Source organism: Aromatoleum sp. (genome assembly GCF_036675785.1).
Taxonomy (GTDB): Bacteria; Pseudomonadota; Gammaproteobacteria; order Burkholderiales; family Rhodocyclaceae; genus Aromatoleum.
This window is the reverse complement of the sequence record NZ_JAKFEF010000011.1, coordinates 62,812-78,909: the sequence shown is the minus strand read 5'-3', so window position 1 is coordinate 78,909 and position 16,098 is coordinate 62,812. Positions and strand designations below refer to the sequence as shown.

Below are 16,098 nucleotides of genomic sequence, written 5' to 3'. Positions count from 1 at the left end.
CGCCGCCGGGCGCCGCGAGGACCTCAGGCGAACAACGTCGCCAGATGGCCTTTGAGCCGGTCGAGCAGCTTCAGGAGCTGGACTTTCTCGTCGTGATCGAGGCCGGCGAACAGCTCGACGACCCATTGCTCGTGCGGACCCGCCATGCGGCTGAATTGCGCCTTGCCTTCCGGTGTAAGCCGCACCGTGAAGGAGCGGCGGTCGCGCGGATCGTCTTGCCGCACGACCAGCCCTTCCTCGACGAGCTTGTCGGTGAGGCCGGTCACGTTGCCGCCCGTGACCATCAGCCGGCGGGACAGCTCGCTCATCTTCAGCCCGTCCGGGTGGCGGTCCAGTTGCGCCATCAGGTCGAAGCGCGGCAGCGTCGAATCGAAGCTTTGCCGCAGCCGCGTGCGCAGCTGCGATTCCACGATGTTCGTGCAGGTCAGCATGCGCAGCCAGACGCGAAGCGCCTCGTGATCGCGACCCGTCGCCCGCGACTCGTGATCGAGCGTCTCGACGACGTTGCTTTCGCTGGAGTTATGCGCGTTTTCCATGAGATTCCGAATACCCGAAAATGCCGCAAGCGGCCCGTGACGCCTTATTTTAGCCCGCTTCGGGCAATTTTACTTTAATTCTGAATATATTCGGTCTCAATGAGATCTGCCAGGTGGGGGTTCGACAGGCGAAGGCCGACGCGGGGCCTCGGGAAGCCGCGGATGTCGGACATCGCTTTGCTCAGTCCGACCTAAGGCTCGGGGTCGCCGTCGGCCGGGTCCGTCGTAGCCGGTTTTTCAATCCGGAATCACGGCCGTGATCTCGATCTCGACTTTGGCCTCGTCCTCGACGAGCGCGGCGACCTGGACCGCGGTCATCGCGGGGAAGCTGCGCCCCATGATTTCGCGGTAGGCGATGCCGATCTCCTTCAGCCGCGCGACGTACTCCTTCTTGTCGACGAGGTACCAGGTCATGCGGGTGACGTGCTCCGGGCCGCCGCCGGCCGCCTTCACGACGTCGACCGCATTCCGGAGCGCCTGGTAGACCTGCTGCACGAGATCGTCGCTCTGGAAGTGGCAGTCGGCGTCCCAGCCGATCTGCCCGCCGACGTAAATCTGGCGGCCGCGCGCCTCGATCCCGTTCGAGTAACCGCGCGGGGTTGCCCAGCCCTCGGGCTGCAGAACCTTGTTCATCATTTTTCTGTCTCCGTGAGGAATTGACGTCGGACCGCTCTCCGGCGGCTTCAAATTCTCTGCGTGCATCATGCGGCGCCGGCCTCGCGTCCCCGCTGCCCGGCCTGCTTCAGCAGCTCGCGCGCGACGATGAGCTTCTGCACCTCGGTCGCGCCTTCGTAGATGCGCAGCGCGCGGATCTCGCGGTACAGCGACTCGACCTTGACGCCGACGCGCACGCCCTGCCCGCCGTGCATCTGCAGCGCGGCGTCGATGACGCGCTGCGCGTTCTCGGTCGCGGTCATCTTCGCCATTGCCGCCTCGCGCGTCGTCGGCTGCTTCTGCACGTCGCGCTTCCACGCGGCACGCGCGATCAGCAGCGCCGCGGCGTCGATGTCGGTCGCCATCTCGCCGAGCTTCGCCTGCGTGATCTGGAAGTCGGCGAGCGTGTGGCCGAACATCGCGCGGCCCCGCGCGTGCGCGAGCCCTTCGTCGAGCGCGCGGCGCGCGAAACCGGTCGCGGCCGCGGCGACCGACGCGCGGAAGATGTCGAGCGTGCGCATCGCGATCCTGAAGCCCTCGCCTCCGGCGCCGAGCCGGTTCGCGACCGGCACTCTCAGGTCGGTGAAGCGCAGCCGCGCGAGAGGATGCGGCGCGATCACTTCGAGCCGCTCGGCGACCTCGAAGCCCGGCATGTCGGGCGTCACGACGAAGGCCGACAGGCCGCGCGTCCCCGGCGCTTCACCGGTGCGCGCGAAGACGCAATACACGTCGGCGATGCCGCCGTTCGAGATCCACGTCTTCTCGCCGTTCAACACGTAATGGTCGCCGTCGAGCCGCGCGTCGCAGGCGAGCGCCGCCACGTCGGAACCCGCGTCGGGCTCGGTCAGCGCAAACGCCGCGATCCATTCGCCGGACGCGACTTTGGGCAGCACGCGCCGGCGGATTTCGTCGGAGCCCGCGAGCGTGATCGCGCCGGAGCCGAGCCCCTGCATCGCGAACGCGAAGTCCGCGAGGCCGTCGTGGTATGCGAGCGTCTCGCGCGCGATGCACAGCGAGCGCGAATCGAGCGCGGGCAGCGCGCCGCCGTACTCGGCGGGGACGCAGTAGCGCAGGAAGCCGGCGCGCCCGAGCGCCGCGACGAGCGTGCGGCACGCGGCGTCGGTGTCGTGGTGATCGACCGCCGGCAGCGCGGTCGCGGCCCAGTCGAAGATCGCGTCCGACAGCTGGCGATGTTCGGGACCGTAGAACGGCAGGTCGAGGCAGGAGCGGTCCATGATCGCAGCCTCAGTTGCCTTCGAACTTCGGCTTCTGCTTCGACGCGAACGCCTCGAACGCGCGCCGGAAGTCGCCGGTCATCATGCAGATCGCCTGGGCCTGGGCTTCAGACTCGATCATCTCCTCGATGCCCATCGCCCATTCCTGGTTCAGCATCGTCTTCGTCATCGTGTGCGCGAACCACGGGCCGTCGGCGAGCGTGCGGGCGAGCGCCTGGGCCTTGCCGAGCACTTCGGCCGGCGCGTGCAGCGCGCTGAAGAAGCCGCACGCGAGTCCTTCGTCGGCGCCCATCGCGCGGCCCGTCATCAGCAGGTCGGTCGCACGGCCCTGGCCGACGAGACGCGGCAGCAGGCCGCACGCGCCCATGTCGGCGCCGGCGAGGCCGACGCGCGTGAAGAGGTAGGCGGTCTTCGCTTCCGGCGTGCCGAGGCGGAAGTCCGACGCGAGCGCGACCATCGCGCCGGCGCCGGCGCAGATGCCGTCGATCGCGGCGATGATCGGTTGCGGCGCGCGGCGCATCGCCTTGACGAGGTCGCCGGTCATCCGCGTGAAGGCGACGAGCTCGGGCATCGTCATCTTGGTCAGCGGTTCGATGATCTCGAACACGTCGCCGCCCGAGCAGAAGTTGCCGCCCGCGCCCTGGATCACGACCGCGCGCACGTCGCTCGCGTACGCGAGGTCGCGGAACAGGTCGCGCAGCTCGGCGTAGGAATCGAAAGTCAGCGGGTTCTTCTTTTCCGCCCGGTTCAGGGTGATCGTCGCGACCCGCCCGTCGTCCGTGCATTCCCAGCGGAAGTGGCGCGCGGCGTAGTCCTTGAACGGGCGCTTGTGGTCCTGCATCGACAGTTCTGCCATCTCGAGTCTCCTGTTTGTTGTTGTCCGCTCAGCGGTGGCACCGCTGCGCGGCGAATTCAACGCTTGTTCTCAGCCGCACATCACTTCGCCGCCGGCGACCGGGATCGACTGGCCGTGGATCGCGTCGCTGCCCGGCAGGCACAGCCAGCCGACGGCGCGGGCGACGTCGTCGGGCTGCACGAGACGGCCTTGCGGGTTGGCCGTCGCGAGCGTCGCCTTCGCGTCGTCGCTGCTGCGCCCGGTCTTTGCGACGATGTTGTCGACGGCGCCTTCGATCAGCGGCGTGTCCGTGTAGCCCGGACACACCGCGTTGACGGTGATCCCCTGCTTCGCGACTTCGAGCGCGAGCGCGCGGGTGAAGCCGACGAGGCCGTGCTTGGCGGCGCAGTAAGCCGCGACGTACGCGTAGCCGGCGAGGCCCGCGGTGCTGGCGACGTTGACGATGCGTCCCCAGCGGGCCGCCTGCATTCCGGCGAGGACCGCGTGCGTGCAGTTATACGGGCCGGTGAGGTTCACCGTCAGCATCTCGTTCCACATCGCCGGATCGGTCTTGCCGAACGGCGCGCTCTTCGCGGCGCCCGCGTTGTTGACGAGGATCGCGACCGGCCCGCGCTCGGCGGTCGCGAGCTCGAACGCCGCGTGGACCGCAGCGTGGTCGGTCACGTCGGCGACCGCGATGCCGTGGCCGCGGCCCGCGAGCCGCTCGCGCGTCGCTTCGAGCGGCGCGGCGCGCCGGCCCACGAGCGTCAGCGTCGCCCCGAGCCGCGCCAGCTCGACCGCGATCGCTGCGCCGATGCCGCTGCCGGCGCCGGTCACCACAGCGTGGCGGCCGGCGAGCGGCGCGGCGGTGCTCTCTCTGTTGTTGTCGGAGGTGGCGTTCATGCGCTCATTTCCGCTTCGTTCGTTTTTTCGACTAGGGACGCCGGCTCACTTGCCCGGCGCCGTGTAGCTGCGCTTGAGGTTCGTTTCGTACTGGCTGCGGCCCGACACGTACTGCTTCGGCCACGCGAGGTCGCCGAATCCGATCTTCGCCGCCTCGTGCAGCGTCCAGGCCGGGTCCGCGAGATGCGGGCGCGCGACCGCGCACAGGTCGGAGCGGCCCGCGGCCACGATGCTGTTCGCGTGGTCGGCCTCGAAGATCGCGCCGACGGCCACCGTCGGAATGCCGACCTCGTTGCGGATACGGTCCGCGAACGGCGTCTGGAACATCCGGCCGTACACCGGCTGCTCGCCCTTCCACACCTGGCCCGACGAGCAGTCGATGATGTCGGCGCCGGCGTCCTTGAAGAGGCGCGCGATCTCGACCGCTTCGTCGGCGGTGTTGCCGCCTGGGAACCAGTCGTGGCACGACAGGCGCACCGACATCGGGCGGTCGGCCGGCCACACCGAGCGCATCGCGCGGAACACTTCGAGCGGATAGCGGGTGCGCCTCGCGACGTCGCCGCCGTACTCGTCCTTGCGCCGGTTCGTCAGCGGCGACAGGAAGCTCGACAGCAGATAACCGTGCGCGCAGTGCAGTTCGAGGATGTCGAAGCCGGCTTCGGCCGCCATCTTCGTCGCGCGGACGAAGTCGTCGCGCACGCGGTCCATGTCGTCGCGCGTGATCTCGCGCGGCACTTGCGAGTGCGGCAGGTAGGGCAGCGGCGACGCCGAGATCAGGTCCCACGCGCCGGATTCGAGCGGCTGGTCGATCCCTTCCCATGCCCGCTTCGTCGCGCCCTTGCGGCCGGCGTGGCCGAGCTGGATGCCCAGCTTCGCCGTCGAGTTCGCATGGACGAAATCGACGATGCGGCCCCACGCATTGACGTGCTCGGGCTTGTACATGCCGGCGCATCCCGGGGTGATGCGCGCGTCGGCCGACACGCAGGTCATCTCCGTGTAGAGCAGCCCCGCGCCACCCAGTGCGCGCGAGCCGAAATGCACGAGGTGGAAGTCGTTGGCGACACCGTCGTCGGCCGAATACATCGCCATCGGCGACATCATGATGCGGTTCGGGACGGTCAGGCCGCGCAGCTTGAACGGCGTGAACATCGGCGGCGGTGGCACCTCGTCGTCCTTGACCGGCACGCCGGCCTTGCGGGCGAACCAGCGCTCGTAGCCTTCGAGCCACTTCGCGTCGCGCAGCCGCAGGTTCTCGTGCGAGATGCGCTGCGAGCGCGTCAGCATCGAGTACATGAACTGCTCCGGTTCGAGCGTATCGCAGTAGCGCGCATCGCAGACCTCGAACCATTCCATCGCGTTCCACGCTGCGTTCTGCAGTCGCAGGACGTCGATGTTGCGCACTTCCTGGTAACGCGCGAGCACCGCCGGGATCTGCTCGCGCGAGTCACCCTGCTCCTTGAACAACCGCGTCAGTTCGATCGCGTCCTCGAGCGCGAGCTTCGTGCCCGAGCCGATCGCGAAGTGCGCGGTGTGCACCGCGTCGCCCATCAGCACGACGTGGCTGCGGCCGTTGTAGTGATGCCACTGCTCGCACTTGACGCGCTGGAAGTTCAGCCACGCCGAGCCGCGCAGGTGGCGTGCGTTCGTCATCAGCCGATGGCCGTCGAGGTACTTGCCGAAGAGCTTTTCGCAGAATTCGATCGACTGTTCCTGGTCCGCGCGATCGAGCCCGTGCGCGAGCCACACGTGCTCGGGACACTCGACGATGAAGGTCGTCGTGTTGTCGTCGAACTTGTAGACGTGGGCCTGAAACCAGCCGTGCTCGGTCTTCTCGAACAAGAACGTGAAGGCGTCGAAGAGCTTGTTCGTGCCGAGCCAGATGTAGCGGTTCGGGCGTGTGACGATGTCGGGCTTGAAGACTTCGGCGTATTTCGTGCGGATACGCGAGTTGATGCCGTCGGACGCGATGATCAGGTCGGCGTCGGGGAATTCGCTGTCGGATTCGACGTCACGGTCGAACACCAACTCGACGCCGAGCTCCTCGCAGCGCGCCTGCAGGATGTTCAGCATCATCTTGCGGCCGATGCCGACGAAGCCGTGGCCGCCGCTGCGGATCGTCTTGCCGTCGAAATGCAGCTCGATGTCGTCCCAATGGTTGAACGCGACCTGGATCGCATCCGCGGTCTCCGGGTCCCATTCGCGCATGTTGTCCATCGTCGCATCCGAGAACACGACGCCCCAGCCGAACGTGTCGTACGGGCGGTTGCGCTCGATCACCCGGACCTCGTGCGCCGGGTTCAGTTTCTTCATCAGGATCGCGAAATACAGGCCCGCGGGGCCGCCGCCGATACATACGATGCGCATTTCAGGTCTCCTCTGGGTGAGCGCTCCGACGCGTGGCCGGAGCGGCGTTCTTCTTTAGCGTCGAATATTTCACACTTAAACTATTAAGTCAAACGTCGACCGCGGGACACCGCTGCTGCGGTGGAGGGCGACTCGTGGTGACGGGTGTATTAACTCACTCGGGCGGGCACTTTAACCCCCCCATCCGGGGGAGGCGGGAGTCTCGGCGGAACGCAGGCGATCGAACCGCGGCTGCTTTCCTGCCCGACGTGCGGGCAGAAAGAAAATCCGTGACCAGATATTTTAGGCTTGATATATTTTTCCGAGCGACCACTTCTGGAGACCTCACATGGCTTTGCAGCAGGCGACGCTCGATCCGGCGGTTCCATTCCGGTCGCCCACCCGGCGCGGCTATCACTGGCTGATGAGCGCGTGCGGCGGAGCAGCCGCAGCACTATTCGGGGGCATGGCGCTACTGGTTTGCGCCGACGTGCTGATGCGCAACCTCGGCCTCGGCTCCATCGCGTGGAGCGTGGAAGCGACCGAGTACATCCTGATGATCGCCACGTTCGTCGCGGCGCCGTGGCTGCTGTACCTCGGCGACCACATCCGCGTCGACGTCGTCGTCCGCGCACTGCCGGCGCTGCTGCGGCGGCGCGTCGGACTCGCATCCGACCTCGCGTGCTTCGCAGTCTGCGCGGTACTCGCGTGGCAGTCGGTGGCCGTCGCGGTGGACGCCGCCGAGCAAGGCAGCCTCGTCTTCAAAGTGCTCATATTCCCCGAATGGTGGCTGAACCTGCCGATGGCGTTCTCGTGCGCGCTGCTCGCGGTCGAATTCGCGCGCCGCGCCACGACCGCGTCGTCGCGGAAGGAGTGCTGAGATGGAATGGTATTCCGCACTCGCGCTGATGCTCGGGCTGATGTTCGGGCTGATGGCGCTCGGCCTCCCGGTCGCGTTCACGTTCCTCGGCGTCAATCTCGTCGGCGCCTGGGTGTTCCTCGGCGGCGAAGCGGGCCTCGCGCAGCTCGTGCGCAACTCGGTCGGCTCGGTGACGAGCTTCTCGCTGACGCCGATCCCGCTGTTCGTGCTGATGGGCGAAGTGCTGTTCCACACCGGGCTCGCGTTCCGCGCGATCGAGGCGATCGAGCGGCTGATCGCGCGGCTTCCCGGGCGGCTGTCGGTCGTGTCGGTGCTCGGCGGCACGACGTTCGCGGCGCTCTCGGGCTCGACGATCGCGAACACCGCGATGATGGGCGGCGTGATGCTGCCGGAGATGCTCAAACGCGGCTATCACCCGACGCTCGCGATGGGACCGATCATGGCGGTCGGCGGCATCGCGATGCTGATCCCGCCGTCGGCGCTCGCGGTGATGCTCGGCAGCCTCGCCGGCATCTCGATCGCGCAGCTGCTGATCGGCGGCATCCTGCCCGGCCTCGTGATGGCGGGCTGCTTCCTCGCGTACGTGATGATCCGCTGCCGCATCGACCCGCAACTCGCCCCGATCGACGACGCGCCGCACGAGCCCGACGCGTGGACGCGCTGGAAGCCGTTCCTGCGCGACGTCGTGCCGCTGTTCTCGATCTTCGCCGCGGTCGTTGGCAGCATGCTCGCAGGTTGGGCGTCGCCGACCGAATCGGCGGCGATCGGCGCCGTCGCGTCGGTGATCGCGACCGCGTGCTATCGCGCGCTGACTTTCGCCGCGCTGAAGAAGTCGCTCGTCGAGACCGCGCGCGTCTCGGTCGTGATCCTGTTCGTGCTCGTCGCGTCGACGACCTTCGCGCAGATCCTGAGTTTCTCGGGTGCGACGAGCGGCGCGCTCGGCCTGATCAACGCGCTCGAGCTGTCGCCGCTGATGCTCGTCCTCGGCATGCTCGCGATCCTGCTCGTGCTCGGCTGCGTCATCGACCAGATCAGCATGATGATGATCACGCTGCCGTTCTTCATGCCGCTCGCGAACGCCGCCGGCATCGACCCCGTGTGGCTCGGCGTGCTGATGCTCGTCGCGATGGAGCTCGGCCTGCTGACGCCGCCGTTCGGACTGCTCTTGATGGTCATGCAGTCGGTCGCGCCGCCGCCGATCCAGCTGCGGCAGATCTACGCCGCGGCCGCGCCGTTCGTGCTGATCGAGATCGCCGTACTTGGCCTGATCGTCGCGCTGCCGTGGCTCGCCGTCGGCCTGCCGCGGCTGATGGAATAGTTTCGCGTTTCACCCCCGCAGCACATAACGAGATGGAGAACGAGGAGATGAAGATCCGCCCCCGCAAGCTCGCCGTCGCGGCGCTGATCGCGCTGATCGGCTCCGGCGCGAACGCGGCCGAAATCACGCTGAAGGCCGTCAGCGCGTTCGGCCACGACACTTTCTTCAACCAGCGCTTCAAGACCTTCGTCGACAAGGTCAATGCCGAAGGCAAAGGGATCATGAAGATCCAGGTCGTCGGCGGACCCGAAGCGATCCCGCCGCTCGAAGTCGGCAACGCGCTGCGCACCGGCGTCGTCGATTTCGCGAACACGACCGGTGTGTTCCACGCGAACCTGGTCCCCGAAGCGATCGCCGGTTCGCTCGCCGAGAAGCCGATGGCCGAGCTGCGCGCAAACGGCGGTCATGCGCTGCTCGACCGCATCCATCGCGACAAGGCGAACATGGTGTGGCTCGCGCGCGTGTCCGACGGACTGCAGTACCACATCTACACGAACAAGAAGGTCGACGGCGGCAACTTCGCCGGCATGAAGCTGCGCAGCGTGCCGGTGTACCGCGCGTTCTTCCAGTCGCTCGGCGCGACCCCGCTGCAAGTGCCGCCCGGTGAAGTGTTCACCGCGCTCGAACGCGGCGTCGTCGACGGCTACGGCTGGCCTTCGGTCGGCATCTTCGACCTCGGCTGGCAGGAGAAGACGAAGTACCGCGTCGAGCCGGGTTTCTACAACGTCGAAGTCGGCTTCTACATGAACCAGAACACCTGGAAGAAGCTCGACGACGCGCAGCGCGCGTTCCTCGACAAGCAGATCGCGTGGATCGAGTCCGAGAACGTCAAGGACCTGAAAGCGGCCGAGGCCGAGAAAGCGCGCCAGGCCGGCGCGAAAATCGAAAGCATCGCGGTGCCGACAGCCCAGGCCGACGCGTTTCGCGCCCGCGCGTACGACGCCGGCTGGAAAGGCATCGAGCAGGCAAGCCCGCAGCACGTCGCGAAGCTGCGCGAGCTGTTCGGCAACGGCCGCTGAAAGCGGCGTCCGGCGGGCCTCTCGACGGCCCGCCGGCACTACTCGCGGTCACCGGGTGCCGACGGCGGGTGCAGCGCGAGCAATTCGCGCAGCATCGCGAGCAGCATCCGTGCGTTGTCGGCACCGAAGGGTCCGAGCACCGCTTGCTGATGCCGCAGCGCACGCTCGCACAGCATCGAGGCGAGGCGGCGCCCCTTCGGCGTCGTGCGGACGACCGTCTGGCGCCGGTCCGAGCGCACCCGCGTCCGTTCGACCAGCCCGTCGGTTTCCATGCGCTGCACGACCTTGCTCAGCGTCGGCTGCTTCGTCAGCGCGAGCAGGCTCAGCGCACTGATGCTTTCTCCGTCGCTGCCGGCGAGACTCGCGAGCACGCGCCACTCCGTCACCGATAGGCCCGCCGCGGTCACCTCGCGATGGAACTCGCGGGAGATCCCGCTGCTCGCCTGCGCGAGCAGATACGCGAGATAGCCGTCGATGAAACGATGAGGCTCCGGCACCCCGTCGGCGTGCGCCTCGCCGTCCGACATCGGTCGCGCTCCGCCGACGATCTGCTCCATGGTCAGCGGTGAAGCGTCGTGGAAGGGCTCTCGCCGAAAGCGCGCTTGTAGTCGACGGTGAAATGGCCGAGATGGCTGAACCCCCACCGCATCGCGATGTTGGTCACGGTCGCGGCGTCGGGCGCGGCCTTCAGCAGCTCGTCGCGCACCCGCTTCAGCCGCACGTCCTTGAGGTACTGCATCGGCGTCGTGTTGCGGTACTTGCGGAAGCCGGAGAACAGCGAGCGCGTGCTGACGCCGGCGTGCTCCGACAGATCGCCGATGGTCAGCGGCTCGTGCGCCTTCTCGTCGATCAGCCTTTCGACGCGCTTGACGAAGTGCGGCGCGACCGACGGGCCCTCGTCCTCGAGGCGCGCCGAGTAATTGTGCGGCTGCGCGAGCAGCAAGGTCGCGATGACCATCTGTTCGATCTGCGCGGAGAACAGCGGCGAGTCGAGGATCGTGTCTTCGTCGGCGCGCTCGTGGCCGACTTCGTCGCAGAGCCAGTTCATCAGCCGCACCCAGGACAGGCTGCGCGGGTCGGTCAGCGACATCTGCGGGCGGAATTCGACCGGCTGGCGCAGGTCACCGCCGAGGTGCTGGCGGCAGTGCCGCTCAAGCGTATCGCGATCGATCCGGATGAACAGTTTCTCGGTGTCGACCCCGTGCCGCATGCTCAGGGGCAGCGTCGGGCTCAGCACCGACGCGACGTCGGGCGTGGAGTTGACCGTCTGTCCCCCATGCTCGATGACTTCCGAGCCGCAGATCGGCATCTGGATCAGCGCAAAGCTCTCCAGCCGGCCCGGCTCGATCGCGACGCTCGCGCCGTACCGCATACGGCCGACGCCAATGCCGCGGATCTTGCGGTAATACATCTCGGCACCGATCTGGCGGCGCTCGCCGACGACCTGCAGCCGGTGCGAACAGAACACGCGCGAGACACGATCGCGCGCCTCGTCGAGATCCGAAGTCCGAAATAAAAGGGAATTGGCGAGTACGGGGCCAGACGCACCGGCTCCGAAACGATGTTGTGTCTCCACGACGCTCCTCCGGGATATCCTGCCTCGAAGCAGGTTTTTTATGTCTAAACAAATTATGCTTAAAACACCGTGCTTGTCACCCTCTTGCAAACTTTTTTTCTCGCAGCGCCTCACGCACTGCTCGCCCACCGCTCGACACGCCCGCGGGACTTGCCCTCGCCATGCGCCCCATTGGGAATCCAGCAGGAACGTGCAGCGCACGGATAGGCGCTTCATTACGTGGATAGGCGATCCGCGCTGCGGCCTCTACTCTGCTCCCACCGGCGTACGACGGGGAAAGCAAATGAAAGTGTTCGGATTTGCCGGGTCGGGCAGCGCGGAACAGGCGACGCTGATCGAGCGGGTCATTCCACGCCTCGTCGATGGCGGCCTGCGCGTGTCGCTCATTCGACACACCGAACACGACGTCCACCTTGCCCAACCGGAGAACGATTCTTGGGGCGGCGGCAGGGCCGGATGCGGCGAGGTGCTCGTTTCGTCGCGCAAGCGCGTGGCGCTGATGCGCGAGCTGCGCGACACGCGCGAACCCGACCTCGACGGCCTCGTCGGAATGCTCGCGCCGTGCGACCTGGTGCTCGTCGAAGGCTACCGGCACGCGCCGCTCCCCAAGATGGAAGTGCGGCGGTCCGCGCGTCCCGGGCCGGCGCAGCACCTGACCGATCCGTGGGTCGTCGCGGTCGCGAGCGATCGTGACGAGGACACGCACTTGCGCACCTTCGGTCTCGACGATTACGAGGCGATCGCCGGTTTCATCTGCCGCTACCTCGCGCTCCCGCGAGCCCGGCGCCGTCGCCCCGGCCGAGCACGGGAAAAAAGCGGCGGGAATACGGGGACCGGCGTATAGCGGCCCCGTCGCGAAATCGCAGGGGCGAACATACGGGACGAGCCGGCACGGCGACCGAGCGAGGCTCACCCGGCGTCGCGCGGCCCGCGCGATGGCCCACTTCATCCGCCGGACGATCGCGGCCTGAGGAATCGGAGACACAGTCACGTTCCGGCTCAGCTTCGAACCGCCTCGCCTTGCCGGACGCCGTCGCGCAGCCGGTTCTTGTCGATCTTCCCGACCGCGGTCTTCGGCAGCTCCTCGACGATCGAAATCTGCGCCGGAATCTTGTATTTCGCGAGATTCGCGCGACAGTGCTCGGTCAGCTCATCCGCGCTCGCCGCGTCGCCCGGCCGCAGCGCGACGAAGGCGCGGACGAGTTCGCCGCGGTACGCGTCGGGCACCGCGACGACCGCCGCTTCGCGCACCGCAGGGTGCAGGTACAGCACTTCCTCGATCTCGCGCGGGAACACGTTGAAGCCGGAGACTTTCGCCATCTCCTTCTTGCGGTCGCGGATGTAGAGGTAGCCGTCCGCGTCGAACTCGCCGACGTCGCCGGTATAGAGCCAGCCGTCGCGGATCGTCGCGGCGGTCTCGTCGGGCAGGTTGCGGTAGCCCGACATGATCTGCGGACCGCGGACGCGGATTTCGCCTTTTTCGCCGACTTCGAGCGGGCGCGCGCCGCGTTCGAGGTCGACGATCTCGATCTCGGTGTATGGCAGCGGGCGCCCGACCGACCCCGACTTGCGCACGCCGTCGAGCGGATTGAACGTCAGCACCGGTCCGGTTTCCGACTGGCCGTACCCTTCGAGCACCGGGGCGCCGGTCGCGCTTTCCCAGCGCCGCAGCAGTTCCTCGGGCAGCGCGGCGGAGCCGGAATACGACAGGTACAGGTCGGAGAAGTCGGCACTGCCGAAGCGCGGGTGCGCGAGCAGGCTCGTGAACAGCGTCGGACTGCCGGCGATGATCGTGACCCGCTCGCGCGCGAGGAGGTCGAACACCGCGTCCGGCGTGTAGCGCGGCACGATCACGAGTGTGCCGCCGGCGTAGGCCATGTTGTGCAGGCACATCGCGACCGCGTAGATGTGGAATAGCGGCATCACGCACAGCAGCCGCTCGCAGTCCTTTCGCGTCGGCAGCAGCGCCTCGCGCTGGCTGACGTTGGTCGCGATCGCGCGGTGGCTCAGGTTCACGCCCTTCGCGCGGCCGGTCGTGCCGCCGGTGTACTGCAGCGTCGCGAGGTCGTCGCCGCCCGGTAGCGGCTGCGGCAGCTCGCGGTCGGCGGCGTCGCGCCACGCGGTCAGTCGCCGAGCGCCCGGTCCGATGCAGATGCGGTGCGGAATGCGCAGCGCGTCGAGGATCGGCTCGACGACGTCGCGCCTGTCCTGGTCGTAGATCACGACATGCAGGTCGGCGTCCTCGAAAAGCGCGCGCAGCTCGCGTGCGGTGTACGCCGGGTTGAACGGCGCCGCCTGCGCGAGTGCGGCATGCGCGCCGAACATCGCGACGCAGATGTCCGCCGAGTTGCCGAGGACGATGCCGACGCGTTGCCGCGCGGCGCCGAGCGCGACGAGTTCGTGCGCGAGCCCCGCGACGCAGCGAAGGTATTCCCGGTAGGTCAGCCGTTCGTCACCGCAGACGATCGCGTCCTGGTGGGGGACGCGCTCGGCCGCGTGGACCAGCATATGCACGACGCTCGGATACACCGTGGGCAGCTTGGACATTTCTCCTCCTCGGGCAACGCCGCCAGGGGGTGCGGCACGGCGACGCGAGCACACTATGCAGCAAGCAATTCGCCGGGTTCCTTCCCCTCCGGGGAGGACGAAATGGCTTCCAAGCGGAGCGTGCGCCATTCTCTCGAAACACATCCGCACCCGGGCCCCCCTCGACGGGGAGGCCGGCACCAGGGTGCGGCGCGGGCGTTGTCCGGACGGCGCGCCAGCCCGTCCGGACAACGCTCCGGCGCGATACCCGCTCAAATCCGGCAGCCCACCCGGTAGCCGGCGTGGATCGCGTCATAGACCTTCGCGGTCCGCACGCAGTCGCCGGCCTCGTACACGTCGATTCCGCCGGCGGCCCGTAACGCCTCCGCGAGACCGTCGCGATTCGGACCGTAGCCGAGCGCGGTGACGACCGAATCGGCGTTGAAATGGCGCGGCTTGCCGTGGCGGTCCGCGGCGGTGACGCGCCCGCCGGTGATCTCGGTGACCTGGAGGCCGGTGACGATCTCGACGCCGGCCGCGGCGAGCATCTCGCTGTACGAGATCTTGTCGGTGCTCGTGCAGTCGCGCGCCATCAGCTCGTCGCGCCGGTGCAGGATCGTCACGTCGCGGCCGCCCTGCCGCAGATGCAGCGCGACCTCGACCGCCGTCTCGCCGCCGCCGAGCACGATCACGCGCTGCCCGGGCGTCGCGCCGCCGTTGAAGACGTCGATCGCGTCCATCACGCACGGCCCGTCGATGCCCGGGATCGGCGGCGCCGACGCCTGCCCGCCGGTCGCGACGACCGCGGCGTCGAACTTCCCGGCGATGTCCGCGGCCTCGGCGCGGCGCGGCACGACTTCGACGCCGAGCTTCGTCATCTGCGTCGCGAGATAGTCGTTGAGGAAACGCAGATCGGACTTGAACTCGGCGACCGAGCCTTCGAACAGCACCCCGCCGAGGCTGCGCTGCTCGAACAACGTCACGCGATGGCCGCGCAGCGCGGCGACGCGCGCCGCCTCCATCCCGGCGGCGCCGCCGCCGACGACGGCGACCTTTTTCGCTTGCGGCGCCGGCGTCACTTTCAGGTCGCCCTCGCGCCCGATTTCCGGATTGACCGAACAGCCGACCGCACGGAAGCGGAAAAAAGTGCGGTCGAGGCAGCCGTCGTTGCAGCGGATGCACGGCCGGATGTCCTCCTGCCGGCCTTCGCGCGCCTTGTTCGACCATTCCGGGTCCGCCCACAGCGGGCGGCCGAGCGAGATGAAGTCGCCCTTGCCCGTCGCGAGGATCTCCTCGGCGAAGTCCGGCAGCGTGATCGAGCCCGACGCGATGACCGGGACGCCGACCGCGCCGCGCACGGCCTCGGCCGCCCAGACGTTGTGCAGCCGCGGCACCGACATCGGGCTGACCTGGTGGATCATCTGGTGGTGGTCGCCGCCCGAGACGTGGATCGCGTCGATGCCGAGCGATTCGGCGATCTTCGCGACCTCGATCGTCTCGTCGACACCGAAGCCATCGGGCTCGTAGTCGGTGCCGCTCAGCCGCAATGTCAGCGGGAAGTCGCGGCCGATCTTCGCGCGCGCGTTACGGATGATCTCGACGAGCAGGCGCGTGCGGTTCTCGAACGAGCCGCCGTAGCGGTCGGTGCGCTTGTTCGTGTGCGGGGACAGGAAGTTCGTGATCAGGTAGCCGTGTGCACCGTGGATCTCGACGAGGTCGAAGCCGGCCGCGACCGCGCGGCGCGCCGCGTCGCCGAACGCCTCGACGATCTGCGCGATCTCGTCGATCGACAGTTGCTCGGGAATCGCCTTGTCGCCGCTGCGCGCCTTCAGCGCGAGCCACGGCACGGCGGACGCGGACTTGATCGGCGGCGTGCCGAGGAATTTCTGCCGCCCGCAATGCTCGATCTGGATGCCGGCACGCGCGCCCTGGTCCTTGATCGTCTCCGCGAGCAGCGTCAGGCCCGAGATGTGCTCGTCGCTGCTGATGCCGAGCTGGCAGTGCGCCGACTTGGCTGCAATGTCGTCGACGTACGCGTATTCCGCGATGATCAGCCCGGTGCCGCCTTTCGCGACCTCGCGGTAGTGGCGGATCAGCCGCTCCGACACCGAGCCGTCGATGTTGCTCATGCCGGTCGACGTCGGCGCCTTGATGATGCGATTGGGCAGGTCGAGGTTACCGATCCGGCCCGGGGCAAACAGCTTCGGATATCTCATCTCCGTGAACCTCCTCGTGGTGACGCGTCTGGTCTTTGTCTTTGTGATCGCGTGGTT

The 16,098-nt window shown here is 67.8% G+C and carries 14 protein-coding genes; 4 read left to right on the top strand and 10 right to left on the bottom strand.

Annotated elements, in window-relative coordinates; all coding sequences use genetic code 11:
* Positions 1–23 precede the first annotated feature (23 nt).
* The 6 genes from V6M37_RS02485 to V6M37_RS02460 all read right to left on the bottom strand — a co-directional run bounded on the left by V6M37_RS02485 (position 24) and on the right by V6M37_RS02460 (position 6,527).
* The gene (locus V6M37_RS02485; RefSeq protein WP_332670810.1) at positions 24–536 is read right to left on the bottom strand and encodes a MarR family winged helix-turn-helix transcriptional regulator; all 513 of its coding nucleotides are present in this window, start codon (positions 534–536) and stop codon (positions 24–26) included.
* Positions 537–773: 237 nt separating this feature from the next.
* Positions 774–1,172, bottom strand: coding sequence for a RidA family protein (locus V6M37_RS02480; protein ID WP_332670808.1), 399 nt, complete (start codon positions 1,170–1,172; stop codon positions 774–776).
* 65 nt (positions 1,173–1,237) lie between these two features.
* Entirely contained in the window at positions 1,238–2,425 is a 1,188-nt protein-coding gene (locus V6M37_RS02475) for an acyl-CoA dehydrogenase family protein (RefSeq protein WP_332670807.1), read from the bottom strand.
* A gap of 10 nt (positions 2,426–2,435) precedes the next feature.
* Positions 2,436–3,281: an enoyl-CoA hydratase family protein gene (locus V6M37_RS02470; protein ID WP_332670806.1), complete on the bottom strand. Its 846-nt coding sequence runs from the start codon at positions 3,279–3,281 to the stop codon at positions 2,436–2,438.
* A 69-nt stretch (positions 3,282–3,350) separates the two neighbouring features.
* Complete coding sequence (locus V6M37_RS02465) at positions 3,351–4,163, bottom strand: SDR family NAD(P)-dependent oxidoreductase (RefSeq protein WP_332670805.1); 813 nt, start codon at positions 4,161–4,163, stop codon at positions 3,351–3,353.
* A 45-nt stretch (positions 4,164–4,208) separates the two neighbouring features.
* Entirely contained in the window at positions 4,209–6,527 is a 2,319-nt protein-coding gene (locus tag V6M37_RS02460; protein WP_332670803.1) for a bifunctional salicylyl-CoA 5-hydroxylase/oxidoreductase, read from the bottom strand.
* 328 nt (positions 6,528–6,855) lie between these two features.
* On the opposite strand from V6M37_RS02460, the gene V6M37_RS02455 reads away from it, so the two are divergent.
* From V6M37_RS02455 to dctP, 3 genes are read left to right on the top strand one after another with little or no spacing between them, the layout of a single operon-like run.
* The gene (locus V6M37_RS02455; RefSeq protein ID WP_332670801.1) at positions 6,856–7,386 is read left to right on the top strand and encodes a TRAP transporter small permease; all 531 of its coding nucleotides are present in this window, start codon (positions 6,856–6,858) and stop codon (positions 7,384–7,386) included.
* 1 nt (position 7,387) lies between these two features.
* On the top strand, positions 7,388–8,704 hold the full coding sequence (locus V6M37_RS02450) for a TRAP transporter large permease (RefSeq protein ID WP_332670800.1): 1,317 nt from the start codon (positions 7,388–7,390) through the stop codon (positions 8,702–8,704).
* Positions 8,705–8,751: 47 nt separating this feature from the next.
* Positions 8,752–9,723, top strand: coding sequence for a TRAP transporter substrate-binding protein DctP (gene dctP, locus V6M37_RS02445; RefSeq protein ID WP_332670798.1), 972 nt, complete (start codon positions 8,752–8,754; stop codon positions 9,721–9,723).
* 38 nt (positions 9,724–9,761) lie between these two features.
* On the opposite strand, the gene V6M37_RS02440 is transcribed toward dctP, so the two are convergent.
* Together V6M37_RS02440 and V6M37_RS02435 are read right to left on the bottom strand one after the other, a co-directional pair.
* Complete coding sequence (locus V6M37_RS02440; protein WP_332670797.1) at positions 9,762–10,250, bottom strand: MarR family winged helix-turn-helix transcriptional regulator; 489 nt, start codon at positions 10,248–10,250, stop codon at positions 9,762–9,764.
* Positions 10,251–10,282: 32 nt separating this feature from the next.
* A complete protein-coding gene (locus tag V6M37_RS02435; RefSeq protein WP_332670796.1) occupies positions 10,283–11,299 on the bottom strand; it encodes an AraC family transcriptional regulator in 1,017 nt (338 codons plus the stop codon).
* Positions 11,300–11,582: 283 nt separating this feature from the next.
* Here V6M37_RS02435 and mobB point away from each other — a divergent pair, with 283 nt between their 5' ends.
* A complete protein-coding gene (gene mobB / locus V6M37_RS02430) occupies positions 11,583–12,143 on the top strand; it encodes a molybdopterin-guanine dinucleotide biosynthesis protein B (RefSeq protein ID WP_332670793.1) in 561 nt (186 codons plus the stop codon).
* Positions 12,144–12,298: 155 nt separating this feature from the next.
* Here the strand turns inward: mobB and V6M37_RS02425 are convergent, their stop codons facing one another.
* Together V6M37_RS02425 and V6M37_RS02420 are read right to left on the bottom strand one after the other, a co-directional pair.
* Positions 12,299–13,846: an AMP-binding protein gene (locus V6M37_RS02425; protein ID WP_332670791.1), complete on the bottom strand. Its 1,548-nt coding sequence runs from the start codon at positions 13,844–13,846 to the stop codon at positions 12,299–12,301.
* 251 nt (positions 13,847–14,097) lie between these two features.
* Entirely contained in the window at positions 14,098–16,041 is a 1,944-nt protein-coding gene (locus tag V6M37_RS02420; RefSeq protein WP_332670789.1) for an oxidoreductase, read from the bottom strand.
* Positions 16,042–16,098 lie beyond the last annotated feature (57 nt).